This is a genomic window from Actinomadura sp. GTD37 (genome assembly GCF_041951365.1).
Lineage (GTDB): Bacteria > Actinomycetota > Actinomycetes > Streptosporangiales > Streptosporangiaceae > Spirillospora.
The window spans coordinates 1,920,458-1,945,367 of sequence record NZ_JBGNUS010000001.1 but is presented as its reverse complement, the minus strand read 5'-3'; the positions used below and the strand labels follow the sequence as shown (position 1 = coordinate 1,945,367).

Annotated in this window: 23 protein-coding genes and 1 tRNA gene; 13 read left to right on the top strand and 11 right to left on the bottom strand. The window is 72.5% G+C overall.

Annotated elements, in window-relative coordinates:
* Positions 1–42: 42 nt before the first annotated feature.
* From ACA511_RS09290 to ACA511_RS09255, 8 genes are all read right to left on the bottom strand, one after another.
* Positions 43–1,425 carry a sensor histidine kinase gene (locus ACA511_RS09290; protein ID WP_375023654.1) on the bottom strand — a complete coding sequence of 461 codons (1,383 nt, stop codon included), beginning with the start codon at positions 1,423–1,425 and terminating at the stop codon, positions 43–45.
* A gap of 224 nt (positions 1,426–1,649) precedes the next feature.
* Positions 1,650–3,767, bottom strand: coding sequence for a transcription termination factor Rho (gene rho, locus ACA511_RS09285; protein WP_375023653.1), 2,118 nt, complete (start codon positions 3,765–3,767; stop codon positions 1,650–1,652).
* 456 nt (positions 3,768–4,223) lie between these two features.
* Positions 4,224–5,177 carry a homoserine kinase gene (thrB, locus tag ACA511_RS09280; RefSeq protein WP_375023652.1) on the bottom strand — a complete coding sequence of 318 codons (954 nt, stop codon included), beginning with the start codon at positions 5,175–5,177 and terminating at the stop codon, positions 4,224–4,226.
* A gap of 2 nt (positions 5,178–5,179) precedes the next feature.
* Positions 5,180–6,247, bottom strand: coding sequence for a threonine synthase (gene thrC, locus ACA511_RS09275; RefSeq protein WP_375023651.1), 1,068 nt, complete (start codon positions 6,245–6,247; stop codon positions 5,180–5,182).
* Between the two features lie 89 nt (positions 6,248–6,336).
* Positions 6,337–7,641: a homoserine dehydrogenase gene (locus ACA511_RS09270; RefSeq protein ID WP_375023650.1), complete on the bottom strand. Its 1,305-nt coding sequence runs from the start codon at positions 7,639–7,641 to the stop codon at positions 6,337–6,339.
* A complete protein-coding gene (lysA, locus tag ACA511_RS09265; RefSeq protein ID WP_375023649.1) occupies positions 7,638–9,029 on the bottom strand; it encodes a diaminopimelate decarboxylase in 1,392 nt (463 codons plus the stop codon). The genes ACA511_RS09270 and lysA overlap by 4 nt, the downstream gene beginning before the upstream one ends.
* Positions 9,026–9,694, bottom strand: coding sequence for a DALR anticodon-binding domain-containing protein (locus ACA511_RS09260; RefSeq protein ID WP_375023648.1), 669 nt, complete (start codon positions 9,692–9,694; stop codon positions 9,026–9,028). The genes lysA and ACA511_RS09260 overlap by 4 nt, the downstream gene beginning before the upstream one ends.
* Before the next feature lie 36 nt (positions 9,695–9,730).
* Positions 9,731–10,093, bottom strand: coding sequence for a response regulator transcription factor (locus tag ACA511_RS09255; protein WP_375024719.1), 363 nt, complete (start codon positions 10,091–10,093; stop codon positions 9,731–9,733).
* A 128-nt stretch (positions 10,094–10,221) separates the two neighbouring features.
* Between ACA511_RS09255 and ACA511_RS09250 the strand changes: the two genes are divergently transcribed.
* Positions 10,222–10,293, top strand: a tRNA-Arg gene (locus ACA511_RS09250).
* 406 nt (positions 10,294–10,699) lie between these two features.
* Here the strand turns inward: ACA511_RS09250 and ACA511_RS09245 are convergent.
* Positions 10,700–10,999: a hypothetical protein gene (locus ACA511_RS09245; protein ID WP_375023647.1), complete on the bottom strand. Its 300-nt coding sequence runs from the start codon at positions 10,997–10,999 to the stop codon at positions 10,700–10,702.
* Positions 11,000–11,938: 939 nt separating this feature from the next.
* Between ACA511_RS09245 and ACA511_RS09240 the strand changes: the two genes are divergently transcribed.
* The 11 genes from ACA511_RS09240 to urtE all read left to right on the top strand — a co-directional run bounded on the left by ACA511_RS09240 (position 11,939) and on the right by urtE (position 21,277).
* Positions 11,939–12,241: an urease subunit gamma gene (locus tag ACA511_RS09240; RefSeq protein WP_375023646.1), complete on the top strand. Its 303-nt coding sequence runs from the start codon at positions 11,939–11,941 to the stop codon at positions 12,239–12,241.
* Between the two features lie 11 nt (positions 12,242–12,252).
* Positions 12,253–12,567 (top strand): urease subunit beta, encoded by a 315-nt coding sequence (locus ACA511_RS09235; protein ID WP_375024718.1) that lies wholly within the window; start codon positions 12,253–12,255, stop codon positions 12,565–12,567.
* Positions 12,560–14,278: an urease subunit alpha gene (locus ACA511_RS09230; RefSeq protein WP_375023645.1), complete on the top strand. Its 1,719-nt coding sequence runs from the start codon at positions 12,560–12,562 to the stop codon at positions 14,276–14,278. Before ACA511_RS09235 ends, ACA511_RS09230 begins: the two co-directional genes overlap by 8 nt.
* Positions 14,278–14,958 (top strand): urease accessory protein UreF, encoded by a 681-nt coding sequence (locus ACA511_RS09225; RefSeq protein WP_375023644.1) that lies wholly within the window; start codon positions 14,278–14,280, stop codon positions 14,956–14,958. Before ACA511_RS09230 ends, ACA511_RS09225 begins: the two co-directional genes overlap by 1 nt.
* A gap of 15 nt (positions 14,959–14,973) precedes the next feature.
* The gene (gene ureG, locus ACA511_RS09220; RefSeq protein ID WP_375023643.1) at positions 14,974–15,666 is read left to right on the top strand and encodes an urease accessory protein UreG; all 693 of its coding nucleotides are present in this window, start codon (positions 14,974–14,976) and stop codon (positions 15,664–15,666) included.
* The gene (locus ACA511_RS09215) at positions 15,663–16,382 is read left to right on the top strand and encodes an urease accessory protein UreD (RefSeq protein WP_375023642.1); all 720 of its coding nucleotides are present in this window, start codon (positions 15,663–15,665) and stop codon (positions 16,380–16,382) included. Before ureG ends, ACA511_RS09215 begins: the two co-directional genes overlap by 4 nt.
* 202 nt (positions 16,383–16,584) lie before the next feature.
* Positions 16,585–17,778 (top strand): urea ABC transporter substrate-binding protein, encoded by a 1,194-nt coding sequence (gene urtA / locus ACA511_RS09210; protein ID WP_375024717.1) that lies wholly within the window; start codon positions 16,585–16,587, stop codon positions 17,776–17,778.
* Between the two features lie 79 nt (positions 17,779–17,857).
* The gene (gene urtB, locus ACA511_RS09205) at positions 17,858–18,736 is read left to right on the top strand and encodes an urea ABC transporter permease subunit UrtB (RefSeq protein WP_375023641.1); all 879 of its coding nucleotides are present in this window, start codon (positions 17,858–17,860) and stop codon (positions 18,734–18,736) included.
* Complete coding sequence (gene urtC, locus ACA511_RS09200; protein WP_375023640.1) at positions 18,733–19,833, top strand: urea ABC transporter permease subunit UrtC; 1,101 nt, start codon at positions 18,733–18,735, stop codon at positions 19,831–19,833. Before urtB ends, urtC begins: the two co-directional genes overlap by 4 nt.
* A complete protein-coding gene (gene urtD, locus ACA511_RS09195) occupies positions 19,830–20,579 on the top strand; it encodes an urea ABC transporter ATP-binding protein UrtD (protein WP_375023639.1) in 750 nt (249 codons plus the stop codon). The genes urtC and urtD overlap by 4 nt, the downstream gene beginning before the upstream one ends.
* Positions 20,580–20,581: 2 nt before the next feature.
* Positions 20,582–21,277 (top strand): urea ABC transporter ATP-binding subunit UrtE, encoded by a 696-nt coding sequence (gene urtE / locus ACA511_RS09190; protein WP_375024716.1) that lies wholly within the window; start codon positions 20,582–20,584, stop codon positions 21,275–21,277.
* 42 nt (positions 21,278–21,319) lie between these two features.
* Here the strand turns inward: urtE and ACA511_RS09185 are convergent, their stop codons facing one another.
* Positions 21,320–21,967 (bottom strand): response regulator, encoded by a 648-nt coding sequence (locus ACA511_RS09185; RefSeq protein WP_375023638.1) that lies wholly within the window; start codon positions 21,965–21,967, stop codon positions 21,320–21,322.
* Positions 21,964–24,084, bottom strand: coding sequence for a sensor histidine kinase (locus tag ACA511_RS09180; protein WP_375023637.1), 2,121 nt, complete (start codon positions 24,082–24,084; stop codon positions 21,964–21,966). Before ACA511_RS09180 ends, ACA511_RS09185 begins: the two co-directional genes overlap by 4 nt.
* 192 nt (positions 24,085–24,276) lie before the next feature.
* On the opposite strand from ACA511_RS09180, the gene ACA511_RS09175 reads away from it, so the two are divergent.
* Positions 24,277–24,909, top strand: coding sequence for a hypothetical protein (locus ACA511_RS09175; protein WP_375023636.1), 633 nt, complete (start codon positions 24,277–24,279; stop codon positions 24,907–24,909).
* The last annotated feature ends 1 nt before the right edge of the window (position 24,910 follow it).

Here is a 24,910-nt window from a genome sequence, read left to right as displayed (position 1 = left end):
GCGGGCCGAGCCATGAGCGTGCGGTCGCCGCCGGTGGCGGGGTCACCAGGTGCAGGGGAGATCCGCGCGGACGATGGTGGGACCGCCGGGCGGGCTGTCCACGATGAGCATCCCGTCGATCGTCGCGGCCCGGTCGGCGAGGCCGGCGAGCCCGCCCCCGGGCCGGGCGACCGCGCCGCCGGCGCCGTTGTCGATGATCTCGACGACCACCCAGCGGTCCTCGCGGGCGACCCGGACCGACACCTGCGTCGCGCGGGCGTACTTCGCGACGTTCGCCAGCGACTCCGCGACGATGAAGTAGGCGATGCTCTCCACCGCGGCGGGCGGACGCTCCGGCAGGTCGACCTCCACCTCGACGGGCACCGGGGCGCGTCCGGCGAGGCCCGACAGCGCCGGGTCCAGGCCGCGGTCGGTGAGGATCGCCGGGTAGATCCCGCGGGCCAGGTCGCGCAGCTCGCTGATCGCCTCCTTGGTGCCGGTGTGGGCCTGCTCGATCAGCGCCCGCGCGCCCTCCGGGTCGTCGTCGAGCTTGGCGCGGGCGCGCCCGATGTCCATCGCCACGGCCAGCAGCCGCTGCTGCGCGCCGTCGTGCAGGTCGCGCTCGATGCGGCGGCGCTCGAACTCGGCCGCGTCCACCCCGCGGGCGCGGCTGGCCCGCAGGTGCTCGGTGCGCCTGCGCAGCTCGACGTTCTCGGCGTGCGCGGGGCTCGGGCCGAGCAGCAGCGCGGCGAACACCGCGTGCCCGACCGCCATCGCCCGCGTCACGTACATCGCCAGGGTGAGGAACACCAGCCCGAGGGCCATCACCGGGACGGCCTCCAGCGGGTTGCCCGCCCAGTACGAGACGACCCCGAAGCTGATCTCGACGCCGCCGCCGTTCGCCGCGACGAACACCGGCAGGAACAGCGTCGTCACCGTCGTGCCCCAGACCGCCGCCGACACGGCGAACTCGACCAGCGTGACCGGGAACAGGGCGAAGAGGTAGGCGAGGTCCTTCCAGGTGGCCGCGTCGGTCGCCATGCCCTTCAGCTTGGACAGCGGGTTGCGGCGCTCCGGCGGCGGCCGGTACGGGTCGGGGACGGCGACGCCGAACGCGAGCCGGACGAACCGCCGCTCCAGCATCGCGCCGAACCGCCACGCGACCATCAGCATCGCCAGCAGCGGCACCCCGACCCAGATGATCAGCAGTCCGAGGGACAGCGTCAGCCCGACGGCCAGCACGACGAACCAGCCGAGGCCGAACGCCGCGCTCACGGCGAGGTAGAGCGCGGAGCGCCAGGTGAGCGACGACCTCGCCATCGCGAGCGGCGCCCAGGAGCGGTTCAGGACGGACGGCGCGTCCCCGCCGCCGCGCGTCGCCGCGGCCCATCGCGTCGCGGCCCGTCCAACGGCGCCGCCACCGGTCTCTCTGCTCAGCTCGCCCACATCGCCCTCCGTGCCCGTTCCAGCCTACGAGTCCCAGCGTGCCGGGCCGGGGACGCCGCGACCATGACGCGCTCCGCCGGATCGGGGGTGGGGCTAACCCCACCATCGGCCTGGGTGCGGGCCTCGCGGGGACGCGCGACGCCCCCGCCCGGTCTCCCGGACGGGGGCGTCGCGCGGTGCTTCAGAGATCGCTCAACGGTCGTTCAGCGGCCGTTCCGCGGCCCTCAGCGGTCGTCGGAGACCGTGGTCTTCTGCACCTGGAGCAGGAACTCGGCGTTGGACTTGGTCTCCTTCATCTTCTCGATGAGGAGCTCCAGCGCCTGCTGCGTGTCGAGCGCGTGCAGCACCCGGCGCAGCTGCCAGACCACCCGCAGCTCCTCCGGAGCCATGAGGATCTCCTCCTTGCGGGTGGACGACTGGTCGACGTCCACCGCCGGGAAGATCCGCTTGTCGGCCAGGCTCCGGTTGAGCTTCAGCTCCATGTTGCCGGTGCCCTTGAACTCCTCGAAGATGACCTCGTCCATGCGGGACCCGGTCTCCACCAGCGCGGTGGCGAGGATCGTCAGCGAGCCGCCGTTCTCGATGTTGCGCGCCGCGCCGAAGAACCGCTTCGGCGGGTACAGCGCGGTCGAGTCGACGCCACCGGACAGGATCCGGCCGGACGCCGGCGCCGCCAGGTTGTAGGCCCGGCCCAGGCGGGTGATCGAGTCGAGCAGCACGACGACGTCGTGGCCCAGCTCGACGAGCCGCTTCGCCCGCTCGATCGCCAGCTCGGCGACCGTGGTGTGGTCCTCGGCGGGACGGTCGAAGGTCGAGTGGATGACCTCGCCCTTCACCGTCCGCTGCATGTCGGTGACCTCTTCCGGACGCTCGTCCACCAGGACGACCATCAGGTGGCACTCCGGGTTGTTCTTGGTGATCGCGTTCGCGATCGCCTGGAGCACCATGGTCTTGCCGGCCTTCGGCGGCGACACGATCAGGCCGCGCTGGCCCTTGCCGATCGGCGACACCAGGTCGATGATCCGCGTGGTCAGGATGCCCGGGTCGGTCTCCAGCCGCAGCCGCTCCTGCGGGTACAGCGGGGTCAGCTTGGAGAAGTCGACGCGGCCCTTGGCCTGGTCGGGCTCCATCCCGTTGACGGTGTCGAGGCGGACCAGCGCGTTGAACTTCTCGCGCCGCTCGCCCTCGCGCGCCTGCCGGACGGCGCCGGTGATGACGTCGCCCTTGCGGAGGCCGTTCTTGCGGACCTGCGCCAGCGACACGTACACGTCGTTCGGGCCCGGCAGGTAGCCGGTCGTCCGCACGAACGCGTAGTTGTCGAGGATGTCGAGGATGCCCGCGACCGGGATGAGGACGTCGTCCTCGCTGAGCACCGGCTCCTCGTAGCGCTCGCGGCCGCTGCCGCGGCCCCGGTTGCGCTCGCGGAACCGGCGCCCGCGCCGGCCCCGGCCGCTGCCGTCGTCATCGTCGTGCTGGCCGCCGCCGCCCTGGCTCTGGCCGCGCTGCCGGCCACCGCCCTGGTCGCCGCGGTCGCCGCGGTCGTTCCTGTCGCCGCGCTCACCCCGGTCGCCGCGCTCACCGCGCTCACCGCGCTCGCCCCGGTCGCGGCCCTCGCCGCGCTCCCGGCCGCCGCGCTGCCGCTGGCGTCCGCCGCCCTCGCGCCCGTCGCGGCCCTGCTCGCGTCCGCCGTCGCGTCCGCCCTGGGACTCGCCGTCCTCGGCGTTCTGGTCGCGGCCCTGCTCGCGGCCCTGCTCGCGGCCCTGCTCACGGCCCTGCTCGCGGCCCTGACGCTCGCCGCGTCCCTCGCCGGCCCCCCGGTCCTGCCTGTCACCGCGCTGGCGGCCGCCCTGCCGGTCCGCCCGCTCGGCCTTCTCCGGCTTGTCGGCCGGCTTCTCGGCGCTCTTGTCCGCGCCGGGGTCGGCCGTGTCGGCCGGCTTCTCGGCCTGCTTGCCGGACGGCGCGGCCTGCTCGGCGGCGGGCGCGGCGTCGGCGATGGCGACCTGGTCGTCGGAGACCTCGCGCTTGGCGGCCGCGGTGCGCGTCCGCCGGGGGCGCTCGGCCTTCGGGGCAGCGGCTCCCTGCTCGCCCCCCGCCGAGCCCTGCTCCTGCCCGCCGCCCTGCTTGTCCTGAATGGCGGCGATGAGCTGGCTCTTGCGCATCCCGGTCACGCCGGTGATGCCGAGGCTGGACGCGAGCGCCTTGAGTTCGGGCAGCACCATGGCCGACAGGCCGGTGCCCGAGCGGCGGCGCCGGGGGGAGGCGGGCTCCGCGCCGGCCGGAGCGGCGTCGGACACGGTTCCCGTGCTTGATGCGTCCGTAAGGAGTTCGCTGGATTCGCTCACTAAGGGTCCTTCCCAGGGAGCGGGCGTTGGCCGGCGTTCGGCCAGTCGACCCGGTGGTGCGGCCCGGCGGGGGCGCCGGGACGGGCTCCGCTGATCACGATGGAACCGGGATCTGCGTGTTCTGGGCACAGCCAGATGGTGGACGGGACGTTCCGCTCGTGCGTGTCCCCGGTACCGTCACGTCCGAAGTTGTTGCGCTGGAATGCCTGACAACGGGATGTCACGGTGTCGGGGAGCCTGGTACGCGGGACCGAGACGACCGGAGGGTCGAACAGGCGACGCGCGGCTGACGAGCACGCTGCCCCGAACGGGGCATCTGGTGCGGCATTCAGCCTAACATCACCAGGGCACACTGCTATTCCCCAGAGGTCGATGTCTTCGCATTTTACCTAGCGGGATCGGGCCGCGGCCGGCACCGGCCGGAGCGGCACGAGGGCCCCGCCCGTGACGCCGCGATCAGGCCCGGACCTCGGATTCTCCGGTCATGACGCGAGCGCCGCGGGTCGCGACGTCCAACGGGTGTATGTGCCACCCTTTACCCACTTCGGGAACCACTGAATCAACCCGTGATGCGTTTGTGAAGGCCAGGACAGTCGGCCCCGCCCCGGATATCACGGCCGGCACGCCCGCGTCCCGCAGCGCCTTGACCAGGGCGGCGGAATCGGGCATGGCGGGCGCGCGGTAGTCCTGGTGGAGGCGGTCCTCGGTCGCGTCCAGCAGGACGTCGTCCAGGCCCGCCGTGAGCGCCGCGACGAGCAGCGCGGCGCGTCCGGCGTTGGCCGCGGCGTCGCCGTGCGGGACGGTCGCGGGCAGCAGCCCGCGGGCCCGCTCGGTCGCCAGCCGCTGCTCCGGGACGATCGCGACGACCTGCGTGACCTGCGACTCCAGCCGGACGAGACGCGGGCCGCGCGGCGTCGTCCACGCGACGGTCAGGCCGCCCGCGAGGCACGGCGCGACGTTGTCGGGATGCCCCTCGATCTCGGTGGCGAGGCCCAGCGCGGCGCCGTCGCCGAGCAGTTCCCCGGCGGGGTGCAGCGCGCGCGCCGCGACGATCCCCGCGACGATCGCCGCGGACGACGAGCCGAGCCCGCGGCTGTGCGGGATCCTGTTGCGGCAGCGCAGCCGGACCCCCGGCGGCCGGGCAGGACCGGATCCGGCCAGGTCATCCAGGACGTCGAACGTGCGGTGCAGCACCTTCACGATGAGATGCCGCTCGCCCCGGTCGGCGACCTCGGCGCCCTCGCCGTCCACCTCGATGGACACCCCGTCGCCGGTCATCTCGACCTCGACGTCGTCGGCGAGGCCGAGCGCGAGGCCGAGCGAGTCGAAGCCGGGGCCGAGGTTGGCGCTGGTCGCGGGCGTCCGCACCAGCACCGGGCCCTCGGTCCAGGCGGTTCTTGTCGGCGCCACGCCTAGGTGAGGCCGAGTTCGGAGGCGGCGGAGTGCGCGTCGACCTTGATGGTGGTCGGCGCGGGCGCGCCGGAGATGGCCCAGTCGGGGTCCTTGAGGCCGTTGCCCGTCACCGTGCAGACGACCCGGGAGCCCTGCCCGACCACGCCCTGCTCGCTCGCCTGCAAGAGGCCGGCGACGCTCGCCGCGGAGGCGGGCTCGACGAAGACGCCCTCCTCCCTGGCGAGGAGCCGGTAGGCCGCGAGGATCTGCCGGTCGGTGACGGAGTCGATCGCGCCGCCGGAATCGTCCCGCGCCGCGACGGCCAGATCCCACGACGCGGGGTTGCCGATGCGGATCGCGGTCGCGATGGTCTGCGGCTTCAGGACGGGCTCGCCCTTCACGAACGGCGCCGCGCCACTGGCCTGGAAGCCCAGCATGCGCGGGGTCCGCGACGCCTCGCCGTCGGCGGCGTACTCCTTGTAGCCCATCCAGTACGCGGAGATGTTGCCGGCGTTGCCGACGGGCAGGCAGTGGACGTCGGGGGCGTCGCCGAGCGCGTCCACGATCTCGAACGCGGCCGTCTTCTGGCCCTGCAGCCGGTACTTGTTGACCGAGTTGACGAGCGCCACCGGATAGTCGACCGACAGTTTCCGCGCCAGTTCGAGGCAGTCGTCGAAGTTGCCGTCCACCTGGAGCAGGCGCGCGCCGTGCACCAGCGCCTGCGCCAGCTTGCCCATCGCGATCTTGCCGTTCGGGACGAGGACCGCGCAGGTCATCCCGGCCCGTACCGCGTAGGCGGCGGCGGACGCCGAGGTGTTGCCGGTGGACGCGCAGATCACCGCCTTCGCGCCGTCCTCGGCGGCCTTGCTGATCGCCATCGTCATGCCGCGGTCCTTGAACGAACCGGTCGGGTTGGCGCCCTCGACCTTGAGGTGCACCTCGCAGCCGGTCAGCTGGGACAGCCGGTGAGCGGGCACCAGCGGGGTGCCGCCCTCCAGAAGCGTGACGACCGGCGTCCGCTCCGTCACCGGAAGGCGGTCGCGGTACTCCTCGATGAGGCCACGCCACGCGCGGGCGTTGGGGTTCACGTCGGTCTCCCTGAATGACCTGGGATGTTGCCCGGAGTCTACCGGGGCCGGTCCCTCCGCTTCGCTCCCCGGTGGGCTTATCTACGGACTTATTCGTCGCCCTCGACGCGCATCACGCTCGTCACCGCCCGGACGATCTCCAGCCCGCGCAGACCTTCGACCGTCGCGGTCAAGGCGGCGTCCGGGGCCCGGTGCGTCACGACCACGAGCTGCGCCTCCTCGCCGAGCCCCACCTGCCGGACGGCCTGGATCGACACACCGTGCCTGGCGAACTCTTCGGCGACCGTGGCGAGGACGCCCGCCTCGTCCGTCACGTCCACCTGGATGTAGTAGCGCGTGACCGTCTCGCCCATCGGCAGGACGGGGAGCTTCGCATACGTGACCTCGACGGGGCCCGGCGTACCGCCGGCGACGTTCCGTGCCACCGCGACGAGGTCGCCGAGGATGGCGGACGCCGTCGGCGCGCCACCGGCGCCCGCGCCGTAGAACATCAGGGATCCGGCGGACTCGGCCTCGACGAACACCGCGTTGTACGCCTCGCGGACGCTCGCGAGCGGGTGCGACCTCGGAATCATCGCCGGATACACGCGAACGGACACGCCGCGGCCCTTTCGCCCGTCCTCCGAGGGGACGCGCTCGCAGATGGCGAGAAGCTTGACGACGCAGTCCATCCCCTTGGCGCCCGCCACATCGGCGGCACTCACGTCTGTGATGCCCTCACGATGGACGTCCGCGGCCGTGACGGGCGTGTGGAAGGCGAGCTGCGCCAGGATCGCCGCCTTGGCCGCCGCGTCGAAACCCTCCACGTCGGCCGTGGGATCGGCCTCCGCGTAGCCCAGCGCCTGCGCCTCTTCCAAGGCGTCGTTGAAACCGGCGCCGTGCGTGTCCATCTGGTCGAGGATGTAGTTCGTGGTGCCGTTCACTATGCCGAGCACCCGGTGCACGTGGTCGCCGACGAGCGAGTCCCTGAGGGGCCGGAGCAGCGGGATCGCGCCCGCCACGGACGCCTCGTAGTACAGGTCGGCGCCGTACTCCCGGGCCGCGGCGAACAGCGTCGCGCCGTCCTCGGCCAGCAGCGCCTTGTTCGCCGTGATCACCGACTTGCCGGACTTCATCGCCTCCAGCATCAGCGTCCTGGCCGGCTCGATGCCGCCGATGACCTCGATGACGATGTCGACGTCGTCCCTGGTCACGAGCGCCTGCGCGTCCGTCGTCAGCAGCTCCCGGGGGACGCCCTCGCGCACCCGGTCGGGCCTGCGGACGGCGATCCCGGCCAGCTCCAGCGGCGTCCCGACGCGCGCGGCCAGATCGTCCGCCTGCTCGATCAGCAGCCGGACGACCTCCGTGCCGACCACACCGCATCCGAGCAGCGCCACGCGCAGTCCGGGTTTCACGCTTCGACCTCCGCATCGAGCCGCAGCAGGTCCTCGGGGCTCTCCCGCCGGACGATCACGCGCGACCTGCCGTCCCGCACCGCCACCACGGCGGGCTTCGGGACGAAGTTGTAGTTGCTGGCCATCGACCGACAGTACGCACCGGTCGCCGCCACCGCCACCAGGTCGCCCGCCGCAATATCTTCGGGGAACCAGAGGTCCCGCACCACGATGTCGCCGCTTTCGCAGTGCTTGCCGACAAGCCTACTGAGCATGGGCGATGCGTCGGACGACCGGCTCGCGAGCACGCCGGTGTACTCGGCGCCGTACAGCGCGGTGCGCAGGTTGTCGCTCATGCCGCCGTCCACCGACACGTACGTGCGCAGGCCCTCGACGTCCTTCACCGTGCCGACCTCGTACACCGTGACGCCGCCCGGACCGATGATCGCCCGTCCCGGTTCCACGGTCAGCCGCGGCATCGCCAGGTCGTACGCCCGGCACTCGCGGGCCACGATGTCCCGGAGGCCGTCCGCGATCGACTTGGGGTCGTGCGGCTCCTCCCCCGGCAGGTAGGCGATCCCGTAGCCGCCCCCGAGGTCGAGCTCGGGAAGCTGCACCCCGTGCTCGTCGCGGATCGCGACCAGCAGCTCCGCCAGCCGGTGCGCGGCGACCTCGAACCCGTCCACCTCGAAGATCTGCGACCCGATGTGGCTGTGCAGCCCCACGAGTTCGAGCTGCTTGAGCTCCAGAACCCTCCGGACGGCCTCCAGCGCGGCGCCCGAACTCCGCGAGAACCCGAACTTCTGGTCGTCGTGGGCGGTCGCGATGAACTCGTGGGTGTGCGCCTCCACACCCGTGGTGACGCGCACCATCACCTTGGGCCGGACACCCATCTTCTGGGCGAGATACCCCAGTCGCGCTATCTCCTCGAACGAATCCAGCACGATCCGCCCGACGCCGACCTCGAGAGCCTTCTCCAGCTCCCAGGTCGCCTTGTTACTGCCGTGCAGGGTGATGCGCTCGGTAGGGAACTCGGCCGCCAGGGCAACAGCAAGCTCACCCCCGCTGCACACGTCCAGCCCGAGCCCTTCCTCCTTGAGCCACTTGGCGACGGCCGTACAGAGGAACGCCTTGCCCGCGTAATGGACGTCCCCGTCATGGAACGCCGCCACATACTCCCTGGCCCGGCTCCGCACGTCCTCCTCGTCATAGACGTACAGAGGCGTCCCGTACTCCTCGGCCAGGTCCCTGACGTCGACGCCGCCGACCGTCATGACACCGTCGTCCCGCCGCGCACCGCGCGGCCACACCGCGGGCTCCAGCGCGTTCAGATCGTCCGCCGGCCCGGCAGGATGGTCCTCCGGCAGCACATCGGCGTGCCTCGGCCCAGCAGGATGTACTCGACTCATATCCGCTCTCTAGGAATTTCACCGATCACGTTCAGCCCGTTGCCGAGGACGACCTTCACGGCCCGCGCCAAGCCCACCCGTCCCGCATGCACCGCCCCGGGCTCCTCATCGCCCATCGGCAGGGCGGGACAGCGCTCGTGCACGTCGTGGTACGCCCCGGCCACCTTCTCCAAACAGAACATCAGCGGCCTGGCATCCCGTTCCCGCTCCGCCTGCTCGGCCCGCCCCGGCACGTCCCCCAACGCCCACACGAGCTCGGACTCCAGCTCCCCCGCCTGGAGCGGTCCGGACGGAAGCCCGCACGCCCACCGCTCCACCCAGCACGCCCGCGCGTAGGCATAACGCACCGAGAACCCAGGATTCTCGAACGTCCGGGGCCACTCGCTCCACACGCCCCCGGGCACGCGCGCGACCCCGTAACGGGAATCACGCAGGATGCCGTCCACCAGCTCCTCCGCCGTCAGGACGACCCTGACGAACCCGCCGGCGACGACACCGCCGACCCGCCGCGCGATCACCCGCGGATCGACCCCGAGCCTCAGCGCCACCGGACTCTCGAAGACCCCGCGCCCCCGTCCGAAGACCACGACGCCCTCCGGCACGGCGACGTCGATCTCACCCTCGGCCACGGCGTCCCGCACCGCGCGCACGAGGGCGTCGCTCACACCGGCTGGAGTCACCCTGGTGAGACTATCCGACCACTATCTGGACACCGCAGCGAGTTTCCGCACCGTCTGGATCAGCTGATTCGGGTCGAACGGCTTGGTCACGTACGCGTCGACACCGATCTCGTGCCCCCGCCGCACATCATGCTCCTGCGCCCGCGCGGTGATCATCACGACCTTGATGTGCGCCGTCCCAGGGTCCTCCCTGAGCTTCACCGCGGTGACCCACCCGTCCAGCCGGGGCATCATCACGTCCAGCGTGATGACGTGCGGCCGGACCTCGCCGACCCGTTCCAGGCAGTCCTGCCCGTCCACCGCGGTCGACACCTCGAACCCCTCCAGTTGCAGGTTCACGGCGATGAGCTGGCGGATCACCTCGTCATCGTCGACGACCAGCACGCGTCCCAGTGGCTCGGTCACGGCTCGAAGTTAGCCCACTCCCACCCCCGGACGCACGGTGAAATCCCAGGTGCGCGTCACCCCCCCAACCCTGGTAGCCTTCTACCGCGCCGCCACAAGGGCGCAACGCCCCCTTAGCTCAGGGGATAGAGCAACGGCCTCCGGAGCCGTGTGCGCAGGTTCGAATCCTGCAGGGGGCACCTCGGATGATCTCGAAAAACCCCGGTTGACCAGGCACTTAGCCCGGCACCGGGGTTTGTTGCGTATGCAGCCATGTGCCAGCGAAGGCCGCCGATTGTCACGGTCTCCGGAACATACGCGGAACGGTATTGAGGCCATCAGCCCAGGTCACCCCCAACAAAAGAGCCCCGGCGCGGAACCGGGGCTCAGGCTAGCGGCGTAGCGCCGCATCCATCCGTGCGAACCACAACCCGTCTTCACCGTCAAGGGGCGGCGGCGCTCAGGCCGCTGCGCGGCCCCGCGCCAGGCCGCCCGGAGCGTGCGGCGTGGGCGCCGGTCACCGGACGGCCGCGCCGGGCCGCGCATCGCGACGCGTCCGCCGGCCCGCCCCGCCCGCTCGTCACGGGGGCGCGCCGCCGCCCCGACTCAGTCGCCGAAGAACCAGAGTTGGCTATGTCCGTTCTGGCTCGTGATCTCGCACAGCCGCTTTAGGTCGTCCCGCACCACGGGGACCAAGGGGCTACTCTCGGGCAGGCAGTCAAGCTCTACGAGCAGTGCACGCACCTGCGAGCTGTTGAACATCGTGTCGGCGTACGGCAACAGGTGCCAGAGCATCGGGATCAAGTCCCGGTCCAGCTCCCATATCCATGCGATGTCGATGCCGTGACGGCCCTGCGCTACTACCTCGTTGAACCGCAAGACACGGTAGTCAATCACGGTCGTCATCGTCCCACGGGGATCCTGGCTCAGCGAGCGCGAACCAGGGGGGCTGCGCCGCCCCCCTGGACCCCCGCGACCCGGAGGGCACTCCCGCGCGCATCTGTCTGTCACGTGGTGCGCGCCGTTCGCGCGGGAGCACCCACCGGACAGGTCTCGTCGGGGCCAGAGGAGGGGGGAGAACGGCCGTTACGCAGCACCCAGGGCTTTCGCTTTCAGCGACCCGCGCGGCATCTGGTGCATCGTGTGACTTGCATAATGCGCGTCACTGGGCTTTTTTTGAGGCTGCAGGTGCAAGAGCAGCCGCGCTGGTCGTCAGGCCGAGCAGCACGGTTAGGAAGCTTCGCATCGTGTCGCCATCGGCGTAACCGGCGAGCGTGGACAGAACCGCCAGGTAGCCCGCGAGGACGGCAGCGTATGTGCGCTGGCGGACTTGCCGACCGGGATGCATGTCAACTCCGACGTGCCGTCCAGTGCCTAAGTTCCTTCCATAGCCCGCACTAGGGCGTGCCCGTTGCGTGCCCGTTGGAGCGGACGATCATGGGGACGTGCGGTCGTCAGCGGGGTTGAGGGCACGTTAGGGCAGGTCAGCGGCGTTGCTGGTGATCGTTGATCTAGGGAAGTGACTTCCCGAGCTGACGGCACCGACCCGAGCGACCGTGATCCGGAACATTTCCGGAACGGTGGAGCAGGGAACGAGGGCGAGCGAGCGCCCGCATGCAGGTCAGAGGGGTTCCCCGGGTCGATCAGGTACGCGCCCTCCGGAGCCGTGTGCGCAGGTTCGAATCCTGCAGGGGGCACTTTTCTAGGTGGCGGGGGACGGCTTTGCCGTTGTCCGCTTTTTGCTTGGGTGCTGTCGGTGGGTGTGGGCGTTTTGCTCGTAAATTTGCTGTTAAATCCTTAATTCGTGCGGTGTCGCGTCCGTCTTCGGCCGTTAGGGTCCGGAGCGTGTTGATCAGTCCACATGAGCAGGAGCGGCTGCTGCTGCATGTCGCCGCGTCGGTCGCGCAGGGGCGGCGGGGCCGCGGCCTGCGGCTCAACCATCCGGAGGCGACCGCGGTCATCGCGGTCCATGTGCTGGAGGGCGCGCGGGACGGGTGCTCCGTCGCCGAGCTGATGGAGTCCGGCCGCGCGGTGCTGACCCGGGAGGACGTCATGGAAGGCATTCCGGAGATGCTCGACTCGGTGCAGATCGAGGCGACGTTCCCCGACGGCACCAAGCTCGTCACCGTCCACCGGCCGATCCCGTGAGCGGGCGCCCGCTGGTGCCCGGCGAGGTCGTCACGGCCGACGGGCCCCCGGTCGCTCTCAATCCCGGACGGCCCCGGGTCGCGGTCGCCGTCGTCAACACCGGCGACCGTCCCGTCCAGGTCGGCTCCCATTACCACTTCGCGGTGGCGAACCCCGCGCTGGAGTTCGACCGCTCCGCCGCCTGGGGGCATCGGCTCGATGTGCCGGCCGGTACGTCGGTGCGGTTCGAACCGGGGCTGACCAGGGAGGTCGGCCTGGTGCCGCTGGCCGGGAACCGGGTGGTGCCCGGACTGCGGCCCGAGCAGGCCGGAGCGCTGGATGACTGAGCTGTCCCGGGCCCGGTACGCGCAGTTGTACGGCCCCACCGCCGGGGACCGGATACGGCTGGCCGACACCGACCTGTTCATCGAGGTCACCGAGGACCGCAGCGGCGGCGGCGCGGCGGCGGGTGACGAGGTCGTGTTCGGCGGCGGGAAGGTGATCCGCGAGTCGATGGGCCAGGCGCGCACCACCCGCGCGGACGGGGCCCTCGACATGGTCGTCACGGGTGCCGTGGTGCTCGATCACTGGGGCGTCGTCAAGGCCGACGTCGGGATCCGCGGCGGCAGGATCGTGGCGCTCGGCAAGGCCGGCAACCCCGACACGATGGACGGCGTCCACCCGGACCTGGTGATCGGGCCGTCCACCGAGGTGCTCGCCGGAAACGGCCGCATCCTGACCGCCGGGGCCGTGGACTCCCACGTCCATCTCATCTGCCCCCAGCTGCTGGACGAGGCGCTCGGCGCCGGGGTCACCACCCTCATCGGCGGCGGAACCGGCCCGGCCGAGGGGACGAAGGCGACCACCGTGACCGGCGCCTGGTACCTGCCGCGGATGCTGGAGGCGCTCGACTCCTGGCCGGTGAACGTCGCGCTGCTCGGCAAGGGGAACACGGTCGGCGAGGAGGCGCTCTGGGAGCAGCTGCGCGCCGGGGCGTCCGGCTTCAAGCTGCACGAGGACTGGGGCTCCACCCCGGCGGCCATCGACGCCTGCCTGCGCGTCGCCGACGCGTCGGGCGTCCAGGTCGCGCTGCACTCCGACACCCTCAACGAGGCCGGGTACGTCGAGTCGACGCTCGGCGCCATCGCCGGGCGGTCGATCCACGCGTACCACACCGAGGGCGCGGGCGGCGGGCACGCGCCGGACATCATCACCGTCGCGGCGCACCCCAGCGTGCTGCCCTCGTCCACCAACCCGACCCGGCCGCACACCGTGAACACCCTCGACGAGCACCTCGACATGCTCATGGTCTGCCACCATCTCGACCCGTCGGTGCCCGAGGACCTGGCCTTCGCCGAGTCGCGCATCCGGCCCACGACCATGGCCGCCGAGGACGTCCTACACGACCTGGGCGCGATCTCGATGATCGGCTCGGACTCGCAGGCCATGGGGCGGATCGGCGAGACGGTGATCCGCACCTGGCAGACCGCCCACGTCATGAAGCTGCGCCGCGGCGACCTCGGCGGCCCCGAGCCGGCGGACAACCTGCGCGCCCGCCGCTACATCGCCAAGTACACGATCAACCCGGCCATCGCGCACGGTCTCGACGGCGAGGTCGGCTCGGTGGAGCCCGGGAAGCTCGCCGACCTGGTGCTGTGGCATCCGGCCTTCTTCGGCGTCCGCCCGCAGGCGGTCGTCAAGGGCGGGATGATCGCCTGGGCGGCGATGGGCGACGCCAACGCCTCGATCCCCACCCCGCAGCCGGTCCTGCCGCGCCCGATGTTCGGCGCCGTCCCGCGCGCCGCCGCCGCCACGTCGGTGCACTTCGTGGCGCCCGCCGCCGTGGAGGCGGGCCTCGCCGGCCGGCTGGCGGTGGACCGCGCGCTCGTGCCGGTCAAGGACACCCGCCGGCTCGGCAAGGCGGACATGCTCCTCAACGACGCGCTGCCGCGCATCGACGTCGACCCGGACACGTTCACGGTGTCGATCGACGGCGCCGAGGTCGAGCCCGCCCCCGCGGCCGAGCTGCCGATGGCGCAGCGCTACTTCTTGTTCTGATGTCCCTGCCGGCACTGCTGCTGCTCCTCGCCGACTCCCGTCTTCCGGCGGGCGGCCACGCCCATTCGGGCGGCCTGGAGCCGGCGGCGGCGTCGGGCGCGGTCGCCGACCTGTCGTCGCTGGCGGCCTTCCTGGACGGGCGCCTCGCCACCGCCGGGCTGGTCGCCGCCGCCCTGTCGGCAGCCGCGTGCGCCCTCGCCGGTGGCGCGGCGGAGCACCGCGACTGGACGGTCCTCGACGCGGAGGCCGATGCCAGGATGCCGTCGCCCGCCGGGCGCCGGGCGTCCCGGGCCCAGGGCAGGTCGCTGCTGCGCGCGGTGCGCGGCGCGTCGCCGCATCCGGTGCCGGACGCGCTCATGGCGTTCCCGGCGCCGCACCATCCGCTCGTCCTCGGGGCCGCCGTCGCCGTCGCGGGCGGCTCGCCCGCGGAGGCCGCCTCGATCTGCGCCTACGGGGCCGTCACCGGGCCGGCGGCCGCCGCCGTCCGGCTGCTCGGGCTGGACCCGCTGGCCGTGCACCGCGCGCTCGCGGACCTCGCCCCCCGGGTGGACGCGGTCGCCGCCGAGGCGGCCGGGTTCGCGGACGGCGATCCGGCCGCGCTGCCGGCCGCGTCGGCGCCCGCCCTCGACGTCTTCGCCGAACTGCACCTCCAGGCGGACCTGCGCCTGTTCGAATCCTGACAGAGAGGAAGCCCGATGGGCGCGAATCACGATCACGACCCCCACCCGGCGGCGCCCGCCCGGGGCCGGGCGCTGCGGCTCGGCGTCGGCGGGCCGGTCGGGAGCGGCAAGACCGCCCTGGTGGCAGCGCTGTGCCGGACGCTCCGCGACGACCTCCGCCTGGCGGTGGTCACCAACGACATCTACACGACCGAGGACGCCGACTTCCTGCGCCGCAACGCGGTGCTGTCGGACGACCGGATCGTCGCCGTCCGCACCGGATGCTGCCCGCACACGGCCATCCGCGACGACATCTCCGCCAATCTGGACGCCGTCGAGTCGCTGGAGCAGCGGCACGGGCCCCTCGACCTCGTCATCGTGGAGAGCGGCGGCGACAACCTGACCGCGACGTTCAGCCAGGGTCTCGTCGACCGGCAGATCTTCGTCCTGGACGTCTCCGGCGGCGACAAGGTCCCCCGCAAGGGCGGCCCCGGGGTGAGCGGCGCGGACCTGCTGGTCGTCAACAAGACCGACCTGGCCCCGCTCGTCGGCGCCGACCTGGAGGTCATGGACCGCGACGCGGCGCGGGTGCGCCGCGGCAAGCCGGTGATCTTCAGTTCGCTGCGCGAGCGGCCCGGTGCGCCGGAGGTCGCCGGCTGGGTCCGGGCCGTCCTCGCCGGGACCTCGCCGGCCCCGGCGGCGCGGGCTGCCGCGCCCGGGGCCCCGTGACCCGGCACTACACGGCGCACGCCGCCGTCCGCGCCGAGTGCGACGCCGCCGGGCGGACCCGGCTGGCGACGCTGCGTTCCGACGGGCCGTACGCGCTGCGCGCCACCCCGGACGCCGTCTATCTGGTCGGGGCCGCGGCGGGGCCGCTCGGAGGCGACGAACTGCACCTCGACCTGGACGTCGCGGAGGGCGCCGCCCTGACCGTGCGGTCCGTCGCGAGCGCTGTGCTGCTTCCGGGCGACGGCGAGTCCAGGACGTACGTGCGGGCGGCGGTCGGTCGAGGGGCGCTTCTGGACCTCGCCCCGGAGCCGGCGGTCGCGACGGCGGGCTGCCGCCACAGGTCGGCCGCGCGTTTCACGCTGGCGGGCGGCGCCACGCTCCGGTGGCGCGAGGAACTCGTCCTCGGCCGGCACGGCGAACCGCCGGGACGCTACACCGGGCGCGTCGACGTCACCCTCGACGGCGGGCCGCTGCTCCGCCACGAGCTGCGGCTGCCCGACCGCGTCCTGCACACCAGCGGCGCCGTGCTGGGCGACGCGCGCTGCACCGGGAGCGTGCTGCTCGTCGGTCCCGGCCTGGCGAAGGACGCCTACGCGGCCGACGGGCTGGCGGTGCTGCCCCTCGCCGGGCCGGGCGTGCTGGTCACCGCTCTCGCGTCCGACTCGGCGGCGCTCCGCCGCCGTCTCGAACACGGAGAGGAGCGGGCCCGCGGCTGAGCGCGATCCCACCGGGCGGGGCGGCCTCGGTGAGGTTCAGTTCACGCATCGGATACAGACCAGAATTGCCGCGGACATGGCATCGGGATTGCATTGACCCGACTCAAGTGGTCGCCGGCGTCGCCGGTGTCCGTCATCAGTTTCGGGGCTTGTCCGCAAGGAGTGGTACGTGCTCAGGAAATCTCTGCCGGTATTGGTCTCGATGGCGACCGCGTCGTTGCTGTGCCTCACCGCGTGCGGCACCGGATCGGACGCATCCGGCGGAACCGCGTCGGCGAGCGGGAACACCATCAAAGTCGGCGTCCTCCACTCCCTGAGCGGGACCATGGCCATCAGCGAGGTCACCGTCAAGAATTCCGAGCTGATGGCCATCGACGAGGTCAACGCCGCCGGAGGCGTCCTCGGCAAGAAACTCGAACCGGTCGTCGAGGACGGCGCCTCGGACTGGCCCACCTTCGCCGAGAAGGCGCAGAAGCTCATCCGCAAGGACAAGGTCGCCACCGTTTTCGGCGGCTGGACGTCGGCCAGCCGCAAGGCGATGCTGCCCGTCTTCGAACGCAACAAGGCACTGCTGTGGTATCCGGTGCAGTACGAGGGGCTGGAAAGCTCGCCGTACATCTATTACACCGGTGCGACCACCAATCAGCAGATCGTCCCGGCATTGGACTATCTCAAGGAGAAGGGCGAGAAGAAGATATTCCTCGTCGGGAGCGACTACGTCTTCCCGCGCACCGCGAACAAGGAGATCAAGGCGTATGCCGGCGCCAACGGCATGACCGTTCTCGGCGAGGAGTACACCCCGCTGGGGACGACGGAGTACAGCACCCTCGTCAACAAGATCATGCAGGCGAAACCCGACGCGGTGTTCAACACCCTGAACGGCGACAGCAATGTCGCGTTCTTCAAGCAGCTCAAGAGCGCAGGCGCCACCGCCGCGTCGCTTCCGGTGATGTCGGTGAGCATCGCCGAGGAGGAGGTCAAGGGCATCGGGGTGGACAACATCGAGGGGCAGCCCGTCGCCTGGAACTACTACATGACGACCCCGGGCAAGGCCAACGAGGCGTTCGTGAAGGCGTTCAAGGCCAAGTACGGCTCGGACAAGGTGACCTCGGACCCGATGGAGGCCGGGTACAACGCCGTGAAGCTGTGGGCGGCGGCGGTCCAGAAGGCCGGGACGACCGAGGTCGAGGCGGTGAAGAAGGCCGCCGGCGGCGTCTCCCTCGAACTGCCCGAGGGCAAGGTCACGATCGACGGCGGCAACCACCACGTGCACAAGACCGCCCGCATCGGGGTGATCCAGTCCGACGGCACGATCAAGCAAGTGTGGGACTCCGGCAAGCCCATCGCGCCGGACCCCTACCTCAAGAGCTACCCGTGGGCCGCCGGCCTGTCCTGACCCCCGCCAGGGGACGTCCCGGCCCGCCCGGGACGTCCCGGCGCGACGACCCCGACGACCAAGGGCACCGAGGAGTCGCATGGAAGCCCTGCTCAGCCAGCTGCCGATCGGCCTCAGCATCGCCGCCGTCCTGATGCTCGTCGCACTCGGCCTGACGTTCACCTTCGGCCAGATGGGCGTGATCAACATGGCCCACGGCGAATTCATGATGGCGGGCGCCTACACGGCGTACGTCCTGCAGGACTGGACCGGGCGGCAGGCGGTCCTCGTCGCGCTGCCCGTCGCGTTCGCCGTCGCGGGCACGATGGGCCTGGTCCTGGAACGGGCGGCGGTCCGCCACTTCTACGGACGGCCGCTCGACACCCTGCTCCTCACCTGGGGCGTCAGCCTGCTGCTCCAGCAGCTCGCACGGGACGTCTTCGGCGCGCCCAACGTCCAGGTGCGCGCCCCCGAGTGGCTCGGCGGGGGCGTGCGGATGTTCGGCTCGCAGCTGCCCTACACGCGGCTGTTCATCCTCGTCCTCGCGGCGGTGTCGGTGCTCGCGATCTGGGCGTACCAGAGCTGGACGCGGCAGGGCCGCCGGATGCGGTCGGTGATGCAGAACCGCCAGCTCGCCGCGGTCAGCGGCGTCGACACCGCCCGGGTCGACCAGCTCACGTTCTTCATCGGCTCCGGCGTCGCCGGGATCGCCGGCGTCGCGCTGACGCTGATCGGGCCCATCGGCCCCAACCTCGGCACCTACTACATCGTGGACGCGTTCCTGGTCGTGGTCGCGGGCGGCCTCGGCCGGCTGCGCGGCGCCGTCCTCGCGGCGCTGGCCCTCGGGCTGCTCAACTCCTACGCCGAGTTCTGGACGGACGCGAGCCTCGCCAAGGTGATCGCCTTCGGGGCGATCGTGGTGTTCCTGCAGGCACGCCCGCAGGGCCTGTTCGTGCTGCGCACCCGGGCGCTGACGTGACGGCCCGGTGGCGCGGGGTCGCGCTCTTCACCGGCGTGGCGCTGCTGGTCCTCGCGGTCGCGCCGGCCGTCCTGGACCCGTTCCGGCTCGGCCTGCTCGCCAAGTACCTGTGCTTCGCCATCGCCGCACTCGGCATCGGACTGGCCTGGGGCCAGGGCGGCATGCTCACGCTCGGCCAGGGCGTGTTCTTCGGGCTGGGCGGCTACTCGATGGCGATGTACCTGAAGCTCCACGACGCCGGGCCGGGCAGCCTGCCCGACTTCATGGTGTGGAGCGGGGTGGAGCGGCTGCCGCCGCTGTGGAAGCCGTTCTCCAGCCCGGTCTTCGCCATCGCCGCCGCGGTGGCCGTCCCGGCGGCGGCCGCCGCCGTCCTCGGCCTCCTGGTGTTCCGGCAGCGGGTGCGCGGCGCCTACTTCGCGATCCTCAGCCAGGCGCTCGCCGCGGCCTTCGTGATCTGGCTCGTCGGCCAGCAGGGCCTCACGGGCGGGACCAACGGGCTCACGCATTTCTACGACGTCTTCGGCCGCGACCCGGAGGAGGACGGCTCCAAGCGCGCCTTCTACTTCGTGGTGGCCCTCGTACTGGGCGCCCTCTACCTGCTGTGCCGCCAACTGGTGAAGAGCCGCTTCGGCCGGCTGCTCGTCGCGGTGCGCGACGGCGAGGACCGGGTCCGGTTCCTCGGCTACAACCCGGCCACCGTGAAGACCGCGGCGTTCGCGGCGTCGGCGGCGATGGCGGGCATCGCCGGGGCGCTGTACGTGCCGGTCGTCGGGATCATCTCGCCGTCGCTGCTCGGGGTCGTCCCGTCGATCGAGCTGGTGGTCGCGGTGGCCATCGGCGGACGGTTCTCGCTGGCCGGCGCGGCGCTCGGCGGCGTGCTGCTCAACTGGGCGCACACCACGTTCAGCGAGCAGTATCCGAGCGGCTGGGTCTACTTGCAGGGCCTGATGTTCGTCCTCGTGATCATGCTGGCGCCGGGGGGCGTCGCCGGCGCCGTGCGGTGGGCCGGCGGCGCCGTGGCGCGGCGCCGTCCGGCGGCCGGTCCGGCGCCCGCGGTCGCCGCCGCGGCGAGCGAGCGGGAGGTGGCCGCCCCGTGAGCGCGCTGCTGGAGATACGCGGGCTGGCGGTCGTCTTCGGCGGCTTCCGGGCCCTCGACGGCGTCGACCTCACCGTCGAGCAGGGCGAGCTGCGCTTCCTGATCGGCCCCAACGGGGCCGGGAAGACCACCCTGATCGACGTGATCACCGGCCTCGCCCGGCCGGCGAGCGGATCGGTGACCTACGCCGGCGCCTCCCTGGTGGGACGGCCGGAGCACCGGATCGTGCGGCTCGGGATCGGCCGGACGTTCCAGACCTCCGTGGTGTTCGAGGAACTCACCGTCCTGGAGAACATCGACCTCGCCGCCTGCTTCCGCCGCCCGCTGGCCGCGCTGCTCCGGCAGCGGCGCGGCACGCCCGAGGTGGTCGCGGCCACCCTGGAGCGGATCGGGCTCGCCGCCCTGGCGGACCGTCCCGCCGGGGTGCTGTCGCACGGCCAGCGGCAGTGGCTGGAGATCGGCATGCTGATCGCGCAGCGGCCGAGGCTGCTGCTGCTGGACGAGCCCGTGGCGGGGATGAGCCGGGACGAGCGCGAGCGGACGGGCGAGCTGCTCACCGAGGTCGCCAAGGACCACACCGTCATCGTCGTGGAGCACGACATGGAGTTCCTCCGGCGGTACGCGTCCCAGGTGACCGTCCTGCACGAGGGCAAGGTGCTCGTGGAGGGGGACGTCGCCGCGGTCCAGGCCGACCCTCGGGTCCAGGAGGTCTATCTCGGCCGGTCGCGAGAGGAGAAAGCGCTATGAGCATGCTTCAGGTGAGCGGGCTGCACGCCGCCTACGGCCGGTCGCGGGTGCTGTTCGGAGTGGACCTGACCGTCCGCGAGGGCGAGCTGGTCACCGTCATGGGCCGCAACGGCGTGGGGAAGACCACGCTGCTCAACTCGATCATGGGCTTGCTGGCCCCGGCCGCGGGCACGGTCACGCTCGACGGCGCCGACGTGACGCGGATGCGCACGTACCAGCGGGTCCGGCTCGGCATGGGCTACGTCCCGCAAGGGCATGAGACGTTCCCTCAGCTCACGGTCTGGGAGAACCTCCAGGTCACGCTGGAGGCCGCGGGGCGGCGCGACAAGAGCGCCATCGACGACGCCCTGGCCGTGTTCCCGCGGCTGACCGGCCTGCTGAAGCGCCCGGCCGGTTTCCTGTCGGGCGGGCAGCAGCAGCAACTGGCGATCGCCCGCGCCCTGGTGACCCGGCCGCGCATCCTCATCCTGGACGAGCCGACCGAGGGCATCCAGCCGTCGATCATCCGCGAGATCGAGGAGGCCGTCGAAAGGCTGCACAAGGAGCACGGCCTCGCCGTCCTGCTCGTGGAGCAGTACCTCGACCTGGCCCTCCGCCTGGCCGACGCGTTCGTGATCCTCGACGGCGGCGCCGTCCGGCACTCCGGAACGGCCGCCGATCTGCGCACCGACGAGGTCAAGCACCTCCTCGCCGTCTGAACCGGACCAGCGGGCCCTGCGCGCGGGTGGGCGGCGGCGGGGTCAGCGGCCCAGGCCGGCGTGGCGGGCCTGGGTTATCGCCTCGGCGCGGTCGGCCACCTGGAGTTTGGCGAAGATGTTCGAGACGTTGTTGCGGACGGTCTTCGGGGAGAGGCCCAGGCGTTCGGCGATCGCCGGGTTCGGCAGGCCGAGCGCGATCAGTTCCAGGACGTCGCGTTCGCGGGCGGTGAGCTGGGGGAAGGGCGCGTCGGCGGGACGGGCGACGGCGATCCGCGCGAAGTAGTCGGACACGCGGCCGGCGAGGGCCGGGCCGAAGATGACCTCGCGGGCGGCGACCGCCGACACCGCGCGCAGGATCTCGTTCTGGTCGGCGCCCTTCAGCAGGTAGCCGCGGGCGCCGGCGAGCATCGCGGCGAAGACGCTCTCGTCGTCCTCGTGCATGGTCAGGACGAGGACGCCGGTCTCCGGGCGGGCGGCCAGGATGCGGCGGGTCGCCTCCACGCCGCCCAGGCGGGGCATCTGCAGGTCCATCACGACGACGTCCGGACGTAACCGGGCCGCCATCTCGACCGCGACGGCGCCGTCCGGCGCGGTTCCGACGACTTCGACCTCGCCGGTGGAGTCCAGCATCAGTCTCAGGCCGTCCCGGTACACGGGATGGTCGTCGGTCAGCAGCACCCGGGGCGTCATGAGGCGCTCCCCGCGAACGCCAGCGGGTCGCGCGTCCCGGGGCGCGGGCCGAACGGGAGGACGGCGTGGACGCGGGTCCCGCCGCCCGGACGCGCCGAGACCGTGCAGTGCCCGCCGAGTTCCTCGGCCCGCTCCCGCATCCCGACGAGTCCGACGCCGACGAGGGCGCCCGGCGGCACGCCCCGCCCGTCGTCGGTGATCTCCACGTCGAGCGCGTCGCCGGCGGTGTCCAGCCGGACCTCGCAGCGCGCCGCCCCGGCGTGCCGGGACACGTTCGCCAGCGCCTCCCCCACGATCCGGTACGCGGCCTCCTCCGCGGCGGCCGGCAGCGGCGGCAGCTCGCCCGCGCAGCGCAGCCGCACCCGCAGCGTCCGGCCCTGGAACCGCTCGGTGAGCTGCTCCACCGCCCCGACCAGGCCGAACTGGTCCAGGGTCGGGGGACGCAGATCGTGCACCAGGCGGCGGACGTCCGACAGCACGCCCGACAGGTCGCCGCGCACCGAACGCAGCGTCGCGTCGGCGGCGCCCGCGTCGCGGGGCGCGAGGTTGCGGGCCGCCTCGATCTTCAGGGCGGCCGCCGCGAGCGACGGCCCCAGGCCGTCGTGCAGGTCGCGGCGCAGCCGCCGGCGTTCCTCGGCGATGCCCGTCACGAGCTGCTCCCGGCTGCGCTGCAGCTCCTCCGTCAGCGCCGTCGCGCGCGCCGCCGCGGCGGCCTGCCGGACGACGTCCGCGAGGAGCCGCTGGTCCGCGGCGGGCAGCCGCGACCCGGACCGCGGGACGAGCGCCAGCCGCCCGATCGCCGCGCCCCGGTACCCGAACGGCAGGACGAGGACGTCGTCGCGGGGCGCCCCGTGCTCCACCACGACCGTCCGGCCGTCGGCGCGGTCCAGTTCGACCCGCACGTACGGGGACCGGAACGACTCCGCCACCGCCCGCGCCACCTCCAGCAGCATCTCGTCCGGCCCCATCGACCGCTCCAGCCGCCGCGCCAGTGCCGACACCACGTCGTAGGGTTCCGCCCGTCCCGTCAGCACCCGGTTCACCCACCGCTGCAGCCGCAGCCGCAGCGGCGCGTACAGGACGGCGACCACTCCGGCGCCGGCCACCGCGGCGACCGGCTCGTCGATGAACGTCCCGGCGCCGACGAACACCGCGACGTCGATGCCGATCACGGCGGTCGCCAGGGCCGCGTACAGCAGCGTCCAGCCGAGCAGCAGGTCCACGTCGTACAGCCGGTACCGGGCGACCGCGACCAGGACCGCCACCGCGATCGCCGCGTGCATGAGGACGAGGGAGACGTCGCCGACCCACCAGTCCACCGACGGCGGCGTCACCTCCGTCAGCAGGATCCCGCCGGCGATGAGGACGACGTTGGCCGCCAGCGCCAGCAGCATCCACCGCAGCTGCGCCTTCCGCATCGCGTCCGAGCGGCGGAAGCGCACGGTGAACGCGGCGACCGACACCCCGAAGGAGGCGAGGAAGCCGATCCAGAACATCGCGCCCGACACCGGCCAGACCGCGTCGGGCAGCGGCGGCGTCAGCGGGTCCAGCGGAATGTCCCGCAGGCCCGGCGCGAGCGGCTCGCCCTGCGCGAACACCCGCCACGGCACCATCAGCAGCGCCACGACCCCGATGGCCTGCGCGGTGATCGCGGCCGCGACCGGCCACCGCCAGCGCGGCGACGGCAGCCGCCCGTCCGGGAAGAACATCAGCGTCAGCGGCACGATCATGTTGATCATCGGGCCGAACCGGGCGCCCGCGTACACGGCGAACGCCGTCAGCGGCAGGCCGCCGCCGTGCTCCAGGACCGACAGCGACGCGTACGCCGCGGTGATCCCGTCCAGGACGGCGATGGACCCGCCCGCCAGCATCAGCCACGTCAGCGGATGCCGCGGCAGCCGCGTCGCCAGGACGCCGCCCGCGACCGCGACCGGCAGCCCGGAGCCCGCCGAACCCCAGTGCGCCCAGTCGAGCGGATCCGGGGCGCGGCCCGCGCCCGACAGCAGGACGTCCAGCCAGACCGTCGCGACGGTCGCCGCCGCGCACAGCACGGCGATCACGATGGCGGCCGGCCTCAGGAGCCGCTCGGCCCGAGGCGCCGGAAGGGCGCTCCTCACTCGGCAAGCATGGTCTGCTCGGCGTCCCGCCGGCCTGGGAGCGGCGTCCCTGCTCGCCGGGGACAACGGTCACCCGCCGGTGAGGACGCGGCCCGGGGCGGGCCCGCCGCCGCTGTCACTGGGCGCCCGGGACATCGGGGACGGAACGTCTCCCTCGGCGGCGCGACCCGGCGCCGCCGAAGGGAGACGCAGATGACCGTTCACGTCCGTCCCAGCTCCGTCTACCCGGACGACCCGTCCGGCTCCGAACCCGGCGGGCTCCTGCTCCGCACCCGGCTCACCGGCGCCGCCCTCGCCGCCGGAACCACCGCCTGGATCATCGGCCTGCTCATCGCCGGGAACGAGGTCCAGGACGAGATCGTCCCGATCGAGATCTGGGGCAGCATGGCGTTCCTGCTCGGCGTCCTGCCCCTCGTCGCGCTCGTGCTTTCCACGAACGCCACCGGACGGCGCAAGGGCCGCTACATCGCGATGGTGGAAATGGCCCTGCTCGTCCCGGCCCTCGTGTGGTGCCCGCTGGCGGTCGCGTACGACGGTGAGACGCCCGGCTGGGTGATGCCGTTCGACCTGTGCTGGCCGCTGTCGATGCTCGGCATGCTCGTCATCGGTATATGCGTCGCCATAGTCGGCCGCTATCGCGGGCTGCTGCGCTGGCAGTTCCTGCTCTGCGGGCTGTGGCTGCTCGTCGCGGGCGTCGGGCAGGCCGCGCTCGGCGACGACGGCGGCACCTACCCGGGCACGGCCTGGCTCGGCCTCACCTACGGCGTCCTCGGCCTGCGCCTCGCCCTGACCCCTCGCATCGTCCTGCCCGCCCCAGCGCCCTGAC